This is a genomic window from Pseudomonas sp. PWP3-1b2 (genome assembly GCF_049896045.1).
GTDB lineage: Bacteria > Pseudomonadota > Gammaproteobacteria > Pseudomonadales > Pseudomonadaceae > Aquipseudomonas > Aquipseudomonas antarctica_B.
The window spans coordinates 66996-79828 of the sequence record NZ_JAFCTN010000009.1; the positions used below are offsets into that span (position 1 = coordinate 66996).

Annotated in this window: 7 protein-coding genes; 6 read left to right on the plus strand and 1 reads right to left on the minus strand. The window is 60.3% G+C overall.

Annotated elements, in window-relative coordinates; translation table 11 throughout:
• The first annotated feature begins 41 nt into the window (after window positions 1-41).
• The 6 genes from ACP7A2_RS08580 (at window position 42) to ACP7A2_RS08605 (ending at window position 12246) form a co-directional block, all read left to right on the plus strand.
• Window positions 42-5924, plus strand: coding sequence for an NEL-type E3 ubiquitin ligase domain-containing protein (locus tag ACP7A2_RS08580; RefSeq protein ID WP_426133873.1), 5883 nt, complete (start codon window positions 42-44; stop codon window positions 5922-5924).
• 107 nt (window positions 5925-6031) lie between these two features.
• A complete protein-coding gene (gene cysM / locus ACP7A2_RS08585) occupies window positions 6032-6934 on the plus strand; it encodes a cysteine synthase CysM (protein ID WP_348059507.1) in 903 nt (300 codons plus the stop codon).
• A complete protein-coding gene (gene rlmD, locus ACP7A2_RS08590) occupies window positions 6934-8286 on the plus strand; it encodes a 23S rRNA (uracil(1939)-C(5))-methyltransferase RlmD (RefSeq protein WP_426133874.1) in 1353 nt (450 codons plus the stop codon). The genes cysM and rlmD overlap by 1 nt, the downstream gene beginning before the upstream one ends.
• Before the next feature lie 137 nt (window positions 8287-8423).
• The gene (gene relA / locus ACP7A2_RS08595; RefSeq protein WP_348059503.1) at window positions 8424-10667 is read left to right on the plus strand and encodes a GTP diphosphokinase; all 2244 of its coding nucleotides are present in this window, start codon (window positions 8424-8426) and stop codon (window positions 10665-10667) included.
• A 174-nt stretch (window positions 10668-10841) separates the two neighbouring features.
• Window positions 10842-11675 carry a nucleoside triphosphate pyrophosphohydrolase gene (mazG, locus tag ACP7A2_RS08600; RefSeq protein ID WP_426133875.1) on the plus strand — a complete coding sequence of 278 codons (834 nt, stop codon included), beginning with the start codon at window positions 10842-10844 and terminating at the stop codon, window positions 11673-11675.
• Window positions 11676-11700: 25 nt separating this feature from the next.
• Entirely contained in the window at window positions 11701-12246 is a 546-nt protein-coding gene (locus tag ACP7A2_RS08605; protein ID WP_348059499.1) for a DUF2058 domain-containing protein, read from the plus strand.
• Between the two features lie 164 nt (window positions 12247-12410).
• Here the strand turns inward: ACP7A2_RS08605 and ACP7A2_RS08610 are convergent, their stop codons facing one another.
• Window positions 12411-12599: a hypothetical protein gene (locus tag ACP7A2_RS08610; RefSeq protein WP_426133876.1), complete on the minus strand. Its 189-nt coding sequence runs from the start codon at window positions 12597-12599 to the stop codon at window positions 12411-12413.
• Window positions 12600-12833 lie beyond the last annotated feature (234 nt).

A 12833-nucleotide genomic window follows, 5' to 3' on the forward strand; every position in this document is an offset into this window, starting at 1 on the left:
TGACCACCGGATAGGCTGACCTTTTTTCAGGAATCGAAAAAATGGTCGAGCCTATCGCCCGCCTTGCATCAACGGACTCGCTGTCCGACGACAGGGCGCAACAACAGGGACCGCTGATGGCGGGCTCGGAATGGTCCGTCTTGCAGACCCTGGATGCGCTGCGGCCCAGGTTCGACGGGTTTTTTAACGCGCTTGATGATGCGCAAAAACGCGAATATGTGCAGCTGCAACGGGCCTGGATCAACGCCCAGAGCGCTCTGGAACAGGGCATTCACCAGCTCACCGAAGCCTTCAAAACACAGGCGTTGGCGTCGTTGCGCACGGCGCTGAAAACCCTGACGGGTCAGGACATCGACCCCACCGTCGCGAAAATCCATACCCGCTACCTTCACTCACCCAGCCGTTCCCGGCGCGCAGCTGACGAAGATAAGGTCATCAGGTTTGCCAGCCTTACGCTGTGGGACGCTGCCTGCATGAACTATGACGGCCTCACGGGGTGGAGTTACCCCGAGCGCACAGGCTTGGCGGATGCCAGTTATCTGGATAAGCACATCGATGCCAGCGCGGCCGCGTTTATCGCGCTGGTACGCAGGCTTGATATCGGCGGGCAACTGAGGACGCAGCTGGATCAGGCGTTGCGCGCCAATGCTTCAATCGGCAGTCTTGTCATGAACCTGGCAGATGCCGAGTTCGAATTTGCCCTGATAGACGCCCTGAATAATTGCGCCTCCAGCCGCGTGGACGCGCACAAGTACCAGCAGGTGAGGCGCGCACTGGCGGGGCAGGTGCGTTGGCAGTCAGTGGAAGAGATGCTGTTGTTTGTTCCCTATGGTCTGGACGGCATCAGTTGGTTACCGCAATCGATGGGCTTGACCGGGCAATACCTGGGCAAGCCGCCCGGCGATAGCCTGAGCATCCCCCATAGTGTGTTCTCCGTCAGTGGGTGTGACGGCGCCTTCAGTTTTTTCCCCAACCGCCCCGGTGGTTCGCTGCGCCACCACCTTAGCCATCGCGAGGCGTGCGACGAGTTTTACGTGGCGTTTCAGGGGTTCTACCGCCGTGGCGAAGTGGATTGGCTCCTTCAGGTTATGTCGATCCGTGACTGCGCGCGCTTGAGCGAAATAGTCAACGTCACACCGCCGCTCAGCGATCTGAATGGGGCGGCCCAATTGCTGTATGCATTGGTGCAGGCCCTTCCGAAAACCGACAACGTGCGCAAGATCGGCTATGTGCGCAATGTTGTGCAGAACGTCCCTATGGTCAGCCTGGGCAATTTCTACATCAAGCGCTGTCGCGGCAACCTGCAGGAGTTGGCCAATGAAACACCGGGTTTCATGCCAACCATGATTGAGTTTTTCAAGACGCTGATAAGCGAAATCGTCAATTTCCTGCTTATTCCGGTGCCCGGCGCACTCAAGGGGCTGGGGCGTGTGCGTGCATTTGTCATGTTCGCGACGTTGGGGCAGGGCTTGATCAAAAGCGGGCCTCTGGTGTCGCAAGGTGAGTATGGCGAGTTGCTCCAGACCTTTTCCGACTTGGCGGACCTGCTCATCAGCGGGCGTCTGCACACCCGTCTGGCCACTTCGGTGCGCCGTCGTCATCAACGCCTGTATCAGCAACTGTCGCAACGGCCGCTCCCCAGCCGGTCGGCCCTGACAAATTGCGAACTGATGGGGCGCATGCTGGGTGCCGACGGCGCGTCGCCCAAGGACCTGGAGGCGATACTTGCCACCAGCCAGACCTCACGAGACGCCTTGAACCAAGTCTGGGATGGCGCTCCGGCGTCAGCCTCGCTGATCGAGGCGGCGCAGCGCTTCACGACTGATCGATTGATCGACTGGGTTGCCGGGGGCGCTGATTCCAGCCAGCCCTCGCCGATGGGTGCGTTTGACGCCATGGCGCCGCTGCTCACGCAGGCGGACGCCTGGCCGGTGAATACCGCCCTGTGTATTGAAAACCAGCAAGGCCAGGAGCTGCGCAGGTACAGCAAGGATTCCAAACATCCGGCAACAGAAGTCGTGACCGTCACCGCACTGGAAAACTATCAATTTGCCTACGCCACACCGCGCCGCGTCACTGCCCGACCGCTCGAGGCTATTGTGGCGTTATTGCCGGGGCGTTTTTCCGGCGCGGAGCAGGGGCTTGCCCAGCATTTGGCGGACCTTGCCAAGACCCTGCGGATGGATGTGTTTGAGGCACTTACGGAGTTTGCGCAGGCCAGCAGGTCGACGGCCATGGGAGCCCGCTCGGCAGTGCGCCGGTTGTTGCCTGATCGCCTGGGCAACGACCAAGCCGAACCCGAGGTGGTGACACAGTTGCGGATTTTGCATCCCCACGTGAGCCAGGTGCGCGTGCTGGAGGTCCTGCGTGAACATCCGTTGTCGCCTCATCAACAGACGCAATTGCTGGAAACTCAATTGCAACCCGAAGCCCTGTACAACGCCCTGCGCGGCGCACGAAGGGTAGCGCGTCGCGAAGCCATCATTGATGGGCTTTTTCATGCGCGCCGGTTTGACCGGCAAACCCAGGGTTGGGCCACTGAATTCGCCCCTGACGTATTGCGCGAGCTGAATGGTCAGGCATTGCTCGTCCGGGCAACCGGGCAGGAGGGGCAGCCGGTTCCGCAGGCCGCGCAGGGGCGAACGGTTGTGGTCATTGATCAGCGACAGGGGCTGTTTTCGGCCGTTGACGTGCAAACGGCGCGCACCGCTGAGGGCTTGAGCGATTTTTATGAGGCGATCGTCAGTCAGCTCTCCAGGGAAGATCACCTTCTACTGGGGGAGAGCACTCAGCAGGCCGTTACCCAGTTACGTCACTTGGTCGCCCGGGCCATGCTGAGTCATCGAGCGCTCGATGGCTCGTTTTACCCGGCTCGGCGCGAGATCCATCAGTACGCCAGCGCGCCCACCGATGTGGGCTCTGAACCCGATGGGTTGGGTGTCTACAGTCGGGGCGCGGATCGCTACGTGTTCATTGAGGGTGAGTATTTCAAGGTCGCCCAGGCCGGGCCGCTTGACCCATGGCGGATTCAACACCCAGCCCTGGAGGACGCCTATCCACCCGTGTTGACCCACAACGGCGCCGGCGCCTGGCGCCATGAGTGGGAGAACCCGTTGACTTGGGAAGGCCTGCGGCCGTTTTATCGTTTGGGGCCAATGGTCCGTGCATTATCGCCGGATGCCATTGAGCAGATTCAGCAGATCAGTGGTGTGACAGCAGACCTGTTACGGCGGGTTCATGTGCGTAACGAGCCGCCGCCGGTGATCTTGGTAGAAACCATCATGCGCTTTGCGACACATCAGCGGGTCAAGGCGGGTGTGCTGAGGGGGGCGGATTTCTTTGATGAGTTGCTTGGGGAAGTCGGCGCAGACAGCGCCGATAGCCTGGTTGGGCGTGCCGGTGTCGCTCGAGCTGATCAGGTCGAGGTGCTGGAGACCAGGGTTGCGGTCGACGCACCCCAAATGGAGCGGCATTTTTTCAAGGCGCTGCTCCATCAAGATGACCAGTCCCTTGACCCCTTGGTGCAGGTGTTGCAACGCCAGTTCACCGCCCTGACGAGGATGGTGGCGCAAGATCTGGTGCATCACACGACTGCGGATGAACGCAACACCCTGGCGGCGGGACGCGTCCCCTTGAGCATGACGCCGGGCATACGTTGGTGGCTGGAATATTTGCGCAAGACCAGAGCAATGGAAGGCGTGCATCTGTCTGCGGCAATGAATGAGGACAGTGCAAAACTGATTCTGCACACCTTGCCAGGTATCGAGGGATGGCCACAGCAGTTGCGGGTCGAGTTGTGGGAAAGAGGGCATTTGCGCGACAGTCTCGGCCCCCTTGACGGGGCTGTTACCCGGATACTTGAGCCGGTCGCCGGGCAATACCAGGCCTATATTCCTCAACTGAACGGTGAGCGCGCGCCGACAGGCCACCGTGGAGAATTCCTGGCTGTTTTGCTGGATTCACTCGCGCCCCAGGAGCGCCAGGCACTGGCCTACACCGCTGCTGAGCTGACGGCCGAGATAGGCAACCGTCTGACGCGCCATTGGGAGTTTGCGGGCACGCAGCTCGACGTTGGCCGTCGCCCCTGGTACAACCCGCCCCGGCGTCTGGCCGACGGTCGAATCGGTTACCCGTTGAGCGGTGGTGAGGGGCTGAGGCCGGTGGACCGTGCACAGGTTTCGCGCTTGCGCGAGTTGTTTCCGGCCAAAACCGACCGGCAGGCGTTGGATTTGCTGGAGAACTTGAGCGATTCCGTCAGTGAGCGCGATGAGGCCATCGACTTTCTGTTTCGTGAGCGGGATAGCCTGAATGTCACGCTGGAACGCTGGTGTCGGCAAGGAGATGTCGCATGGGTGGCAACCCGCAATGAGGCTGCCGAACGAATCCGCCGTTGCTGGCGCAAAGAGGACTCCAGCCGCGGCGTGCCGTTTGAACTCTGCCTCGATGATTTGGCGCTTGAAGACCTGCCCGCGCTGGGTGCGCACTTTGGCCATGTGATGCAGTTGAGTGTCAGGAACAATCGACTCCAGGCGTTGCCGGCCAGGTTCCTCAGGTGCTTTACCGCGTTGCGCACGCTGCACCTTGATGGCAATCAACTGCAGCACGTGCCCCAAGGGCTGGAGCGGTTGATGCACCTGCACCACCTGAAACTGTCACACAACCAGATCCAGCCCAACCGGCGCGATGTGCAGCGCCTGGAGGCGCTCTCCACGTTGACCAAGCTCGACCTTTCCCACAACCCGATCGGGCGGGGCGCGAGGCTGAATGTGCGCGCGTTCCGAGCGCTCACGTCGCTGATGCTGCGCAATGCCAGCCTTCATGTGCTGCCGCTGGGCGTCGAAGCGCTGGAGAATCTGCGCACTTTCGATCTGCGTGACAACCCGTTAAGGGTCCTGACCGAATCTGATCTTGACCTGGGCGTGCGCGCTCACCGGGCGATGAACCTGCACGGCAATCAGCTTTCCCAGGCAACCCTGGACCTGCTCGGGCATTACCGCAGGCAGCCGGGTTATCAACACGTGGATTTTGGGCTGTGGCGTGAAGGTGAGTTTCCGCTTCCTTCGGTGGAGCGATGGCTGGTGCCGATTCCTCTGAATGAGGTGCCGCTGCGCAGAGCAGAATGGTCGCTGTTGGCGGGCGAGCAGATGGCCGACCGGTTTTTCGATTTGCTCTGGAATCTGTCTGCTTACCCTCCATTGATTGCCCTGGAGCATCAAACCCTGCGCCAGGACGTTACGCAGCGTATCTGGCGGCTGATTGACGGTGCCAATCACGATAGTCGGCTGCAACAGATACTTTTTCAAGCGCCCATGCACACCATGAGCGGTGGCAATGATGGCTGGCTGTTGTGCCTCAACGACATTGAGCTGGCGATGTGGCCAGTGCAAAGAATGAGGAGCGACGTTGAAACAGCGGGTCCTGACTTGTTGAATTACTACCGTGCCCTACGGCGGCTGGCCGCTATCGATGACCAGTTGATACGTGCATTTCCCCAACAGTCTTCGCGAGAATTCAGTGCGCGTAGTTTGGTTTATCGAATCGCCCTGGCCTCCGGGCTAAACTTGCCGCTTGCCCCCGCTGGGCGATTTGATTCGCCCAACGCCGTGCCGCGTGCCGAATCGGTCGATGAACTGCGCACCCATATTCTGCGGGAAGAACTTGGCCTCAACTGGCCTGACCGAGTGAAGAATGAGGAGATTTGGGTGGAATTCTTGGAGCGTAAGTACGTATCGCGCTTCGAGTCATTTCTGGGGCACTACGATCGAGATCTGGAGCGCGCCCTGGAAGCAGTGGAGCAGGGGGAGATGAGCGAAGGCGCCTACATGAGTTATGTCGACACGATTCAGTCGTTGCGCAAGGTGGATGAAACCACGCTGATCGCTCAACTCACTCAGGAAGAGTGGACGGCTTTCGTGATCGACTGATTCTTTGCTTATGCTTTTAAGCCATAAGCACCGCACTTTGCGTGATATGGCCCGCCAGTCTTTCCCGGTATGATGTCTGCCCCCGCAGTCTGGATTGCGAATACGCCATGACCTTGCAGTACCCTACAATCGCCGATTGCGTCGGCAACACGCCCCTGGTCCGCTTGCAACGCATGGCGGGTGAAACCAGCAATACCCTGTTGCTCAAGCTCGAAGGGAACAACCCGGCCGGCTCCGTAAAGGACCGCCCGGCGCTGTCGATGATCACCCGTGCCGAGCTGCGTGGGCAGATCAAGCCAGGCGACACCCTCATCGAAGCCACCTCGGGTAACACCGGTATCGCACTGGCCATGGCCGCTGCGATCAAGGGTTACAAGATGGTGCTGATCATGCCCGACAACGGCAGTGCCGAGCGCAAGGCGGCGATGACCGCCTATGGCGCCCAATTGATCCTGGTGACCCAGGAAGAAGGCATGGAAGGCGCGCGCGACCTCGCCGAGCGCATGGCCGCCGAAGGCCGTGGCCTGGTGTTGGACCAGTTCGCCAATGGCGATAACCCTGAAGCGCACTACACCTCCACGGGCCCGGAAATCTGGCGTCAGACCGGCGGTACCATCACCCATTTCGTCAGCTCCATGGGCACCACCGGCACCATCATGGGTAACTCGCGCTACCTCAAGGAGCAGAACCCGAACGTTCAGATCGTCGGCCTGCAACCGATGGAAGGCGCGGCCATTCCGGGTATCCGCCGCTGGCCTGAGGAGTATTTGCCGAAGATTTACAACGCGACCCGCGTGGACCGCATCATCGACATGGCCCAGCGTGAAGCCGAAGACACCACCCGTCGCCTGGCGCGTGAAGAGGGCATCTTTTGCGGTGTGTCCTCAGGTGGCTCCGTGGCCGGCATGCTGCGTTTGTCCCGGGAAGTTGAAAACGCGGTGATCGTCGCGATCATCTGTGACCGAGGCGACCGTTACCTGTCGACCGGCATCTTCGACGAACCCAACTGATGGCCAGGCACGAGAGAGGCCTGCGCTTCCAACCGACGGGCGGCAGCCGGGCCCCGCAGATCCCGGTGGGCAAGAAACAACGGCTGACCATCGAGCGCCTGGCCAACGATGGCCGCGGCATCGTGTTCTTTGAAGGGCGTACCTGGTTTGTGAATGGTGCGCTGGCCGGTGAAGAGGTTGAGGCGCGGGTATTGGGTGCCCACGGCAAAGTGGTCGAGGCGCGCACCGAGCGTGTGTTCAAGGCCAGCGAACTGCGCCGTCCGGCACCCTGTGCGCACTTTGGCCGCTGCGGCGGTTGCAGCGTGCAGCACTTGCCCCAAAGCGAACAACTCGCACTCAAACAGCGCATGCTGGCCGAGCAACTGTCGCGCGTGGCGGGTGTCGAACCGCATGAATGGGCTGCACCTTTAAGTGGGCCAGAATTCGGCTACCGACGCCGCGCCCGCGTGGCGGTGCGTTGGGATGGGAAGGCGAAACATCTTGAAGTAGGTTTTCGCGCCATGGCCAGCCAGGACATCGTCGCCATCGACGATTGCCCCGTGCTGGTACAGGCCTTGCAGCCGATCATGCAGCGTTTGCCAAACATGCTGCGTCGCTTGAGCAAACCTCAGGCGCTGGGGCACGTGGAGTTATTCAGCGGTTCGTCCATTGCCGTGTTGTTGCGACATATGGCGCCGTTGTCCGACGCGGACCTGCTGATCCTTAACGAATTTTGCACGTTCCATGACGCACAATTGTGGCTGCATGGAGAGGGCCAGCCGGCGCCAGTGAATGCAGAGGCCGCGTTGGGCTATCAGTTGACGCCGTGGGACCTGGAGCTGGCCTATCGTCCGGGAGATTTTGTGCAGGTCAATGCTGGCGTCAACCAAACAATGGTCGCCCAGGCCCTGGCCTGGTTGGCGCCCCAGCCCGAAGAGCGGGTGTTGGACCTGTTTTGCGGGCTGGGCAATTTCGCGCTGCCGCTGGCCAAACAGGTGCGTGAAGTGGTGGCGGTAGAAGGCGTGCAGGCTATGGTCGAGCGCGCCGCACTGAATGCCGTCAGCAACAATTTGCATAATGTGCAGTTTTTTCAGGCCGATTTGTCTCAGCCTTTGACCGACGCCGAATGGGCCAAACAGGGCTTTTCTGCGGTACTCTTGGACCCACCCCGTGACGGTGCCCTGGAGGTTGTGCGAGAGCTCGCCACACTGGGCGCCAAGCGCCTGGTGTATGTGTCCTGCAACCCGGCAACGCTGGCGCGGGACACGGTTGAGTTGGTCAAGCAAGGCTACCGGCTAAAGCGTGCCGGGATCCTCGACATGTTTCCGCAAACGGCGCATGTCGAGGCCATGGCGTTATTTGAAGCGGGCTAGGATGCCCGTTTAATCCGACTGGCCTGTAATCTCCTGGGCTGTGACCTGTCAGGGAGTTGTACGTAGCCTTAGGTTACGCAGCGGGTCAGCGATGATTTTTGGCGCATCAAAGATGCGTCGTAGGGAAGGTAAGCAAGATGGTACAGGTGAGAGCACACCAGCCGATCAACACCGACGGCAGTATCAATCTCGAGGCATGGCTGGATCATGCCATCAGTGTCGACCCGGCACTGGACCGTGAAGCCTTGAAAGCAGCTTGCGAGTTCGCTCGTGAGTCTGAGCAGCAAAACAATGCGGCCAAGAACCTCTGGGCCGAAGGCACTTCAAGCTTTCGCACCGGCTTGGAAATCGCCGAGATCCTCGCCGATCTCAAGCTCGACCAGGATTCGCTGATCGCCGCCGTGCTCTATCGCGGCGTGCGCGAAGGGCATATTCAGCTGCCGATGGTCGGCCAGCGTTTTGGCGCCGTGGTCGCCAAGCTGATCGACGGCGTGCTGCGCATGGCGGCCATCAGCGCCAGCCTCAGCCCGCGTCAATCCCTGGTGCTGGGCACCCAGGGCCAGGTCGAGAACCTGCGCAAGATGCTGGTGGCCATGGTCGACGACGTGCGCGTCGCGCTGATCAAGCTGGCCGAGCGTACCTGTGCGATTCGTGCGGTAAAAACCGCCGACGACGAGAAGCGCAACCGCGTGGCTCGCGAGGTGTTTGACATCTACGCACCGCTGGCCCACCGCCTGGGCATCGGCCATATCAAGTGGGAGCTGGAGGACTTGTCCTTCCGCTACCTCGAGCCTGACCAATACAAACAAATTGCAACGTTGCTGCACGAGCGGCGGCTCGACCGTGAGCGCTTTATCAGTGACGTGATGGGCCAGCTGCGTTCCGAGTTGCAGGCCACCGGCGTAGACGCCGACATCAGCGGCCGCGCCAAGCACATCTATTCCATCTGGCGCAAAATGCAGCGCAAGGGCCTGGCCTTCAGCCAGATCTACGACGTGCGTGCCGTGCGTGTGCTGGTGCCGGAGATGCGCGACTGCTACACCGCACTGGGTATTGTCCACACGTTGTGGCGGCACATTCCCAAGGAATTCGACGACTACATCGCCAACCCCAAGGAAAACGGCTATCGCTCGCTGCACACTGCCGTGATCGGCCCCGAGGGCAAGGTGCTGGAAGTGCAGATTCGCACCCACGCCATGCACGAAGAGGCGGAGCTTGGGGTGTGTGCGCACTGGCGTTACAAGGGCACCGACGTCAAGGCCGGGTCCAACCAGTACGAAGAGAAGATTTCCTGGCTGCGCCAAGTGCTTGAATGGCACGAAGAGCTGGGCGATATCGGCGGCCTCGCCGAACAGCTGCGGGTGGATATCGAGCCGGACCGGGTCTATATCTTCACCCCCGACGGCCACGCCATCGACCTGCCCAAAGGCTCCACGCCGCTGGACTTTGCCTACCGCGTGCATACCGAAATCGGCCATAACTGCCGGGGCGCCAAGATCAACGGGCGCATCGTGCCGCTCAACTACAGCCTGCAAACCGGTGAACAGGTCGAGATCATCACCAGCAAGCACGGCACGCCGAGCCGCGACTGGCTGAACCCGAACCTGGGCTACATCACCACCTCGCGGGCGCGGGCAAAGATCGTCCATTGGTTCAAATTGCAGGCGCGCGACCAGAACGTCGCGGCCGGTAAAACCTTGCTCGAGCGCGAACTGGCACGCCTGGGCTTGCCGCAGGTGGACTTCGACAAGCTGGCCGAAAAGGCCAACATGAAGATCGCCGAAGACATGTTCGCCGCCCTCGGTGCCGGCGATTTGCGCCTGGCGCAACTGGTCAACCTGGCGCAGCAACTGGTCGAGCCGGAGCGCGGCAGCGAACAGCTGGAACTGATCCCGCGCAAAGCCACCGGTTACAAGCCGGGCAAACGCGGGGATATCCAGATTCAGGGCGTGGGCAACCTGATGACGCAAATTGCGGGCTGCTGCCAGCCGTTGCCGGGCGATGCCATCGTCGGCTACATCACTCAGGGCCGTGGTGTGAGCATTCACCGCCAGGATTGCGCTTCGGTGCTGCAGCTCGGCGGGCGCGAGCCTGAGCGAATCATCCAAGTCAGCTGGGGCCCGGTGCCGGTGCTCACCTATCCGGTGGACATCATCATTCGTGCCTACGACCGTTCCGGTTTGCTGCGCGACGTGTCGCAAGTGCTGCTCAACGAGCGGATTAACGTGCTGGCGGTCAACACCCGCTCGAATAAAGAGGACAACACCGCGTTGATGTCCCTGACCATCGAGATCCCGGGCCTGGACGCGCTGGGTCGGTTGCTGGGGCGGATTTCCCAGTTGCCGAACATCATTGAGACGCGGCGTAATCGCACGCCATGACCCATTCCAAAATGTGGGAACCGGGCTTATGTGGGAGCTGGCTTGCCTGCGATAGCATCGCCTCGGTCCCACAGACAGACCGAGTTGCCTGCATCGCAGGCAAGCCAGCTCCCACACAAGCCAGCTTTCACATTTGATTTTGAGTGTTCTGGAAACATACGCAGAGATTGGCTGATGTATTCACTTGAAGACCTGCTGCACCTGATGAGCCGCCTGCGCGACCCGCAATACGGTTGCCCGTGGGACATCAAGCAAACCTACGCGACCATCGTGCCGCATACCCTCGAAGAAGCCTACGAAGTCGCCGACGCCATCGAGCGTGGAGACTTTGACCACCTGCAAGGTGAACTCGGCGACCTGTTGTTCCAAGTGGTGTATTACAGCCAACTGGCGCGCGAAGAAGGGCGGTTTGAGTTCGCCGGGGTGATCGACAGCATCACGCGCAAGCTGATCCGTCGCCATCCCCATGTGTTCCCGACCGGCGATTTGTACGCGCCGTTGGATGTCCCGCAGCTCAGCGAAGAGCAGGTCAAGGAACGCTGGGAACAGATCAAGGCCGAGGAGCGCGCGCAGAAGTCCGACGCCCCCGAGCAACTGTCCCTGCTCGATGATGTGCCCACTGCCTTGCCGTCCCTGTCGCGGGCCGCCAAGTTGCAAAAGCGCGCCAGCCAGGTCGGCTTCGACTGGCCATCCGCCTTGCCGGTGGTCGACAACGTGCGCGAAGAGCTGGATGAAGTACTCGAAGCCATGGCCGATAACGACGCGGCGGCCATCGCCGATGAAGTCGGTGACCTGCTGTTTGCAGCGGTCAACCTGGCCCGTCACCTCAAGGTCGACCCGGAAGCTGCGTTGCGTGGCGCGAATGCCAAGTTCGAACGACGTTTCCGATTTATCGAACAGGCATTGCGCGACACGCACCAACCCATAGAAGATTGCACCCTCGAAACGTTGGACACCCTGTGGGGTGAAGCCAAGCGTCAGGAAAAGAACATGTCCAGCTGCGGTTGAGCGGCTGCCTAAGTGAGTAAGCACCATGAGCATTTCCCTTCGCGACCAGTTGCTCAAAGCAGGGCTGGTCAACCAGAAGCAGGCCAAGCAGGTCGGCAAAGAGAAGCAGAAACAGCAGCGCCTGGTCCACAAGGGTCAGGTCGAAGCCGATGACACCCAGGCGCGCCAGGCCCAGGAAGCCAAGGCCGAGAAGATCAAGCGCGATCAGGAGCTGAACCGTCAGCAACAGGAAAAAGCCGAGGCCAAGGCCCGCACCGCTCAGGTCAAGCAACTGATCGAAACCTCGCGCCTGCCCAAGCTCACCACTGAGGACTACTACAACTTCGTGGATGACAAGAAGGTCAAGCGCCTGTCGGTCAACACGTTGATGCGCAACAAGCTGAGCAACGGTTCCCTGGCGATCGTGCACCACGGTGGCGGTTACGAAGTGATCCCGCGTGAAGCAGCGCTGAAAATTCAGGAGCGCGCGCCGGAGCGCATCATCCAGTTGAACATCCTCACCGAAAGCCAGGTGCCGGATGAGGATGATCCGTACGCCGCGTACCAGATCCCTGACGATCTGATGTGGTAAGGCTGTAGAAACGCCTTGTAGCGAGCGGGCTTGCCCGCGTTGGGGTGTGAAGCGCCCCCAAAGTCGCAAGCCCTATAACAAAAACCCCGCTCAAGAGGCGGGGTTTTTGTTTGCGGGAAATCCAGCTGCTGTGTGGGGCTGGATGCCCGCGCGATTTCAGAGTTTCAGGAGCTTTGTGCCTGGCGCTTCATTTCGAGAGTTTCGAGCTCGTTTTTGTAATTGTGGGCTTCGTTCTCGTCATGGAACATGCCGACCAGCTGGTCTTGTTGATGGACATCCCAGATGTGAATCCCATGGCCCAGTGCTTCGTGGGACATGTGTGCATCGTCGCGTTCAGTTACTTTTACAGTCATCTGCTTGCTCCAATCTCTGGTTGATCTGCGGCAAGTCGTCGCAGGCCTCTGTTATATGTTTTGTTAGCTTGCTAAGTAAACCGACTTTTCGCACAACTATTCTTTGCAAAAAACGCAACAGTGCTGCAGGCCGCGTAAACCGTGGCTTTTGGTCGCAGGGTGCTGAGTTTTATGACAAAAGTTTCATTTTGACGTAAGGCTTCTGCTTCATCGCAGGCAAGCCAGCTCCCACCG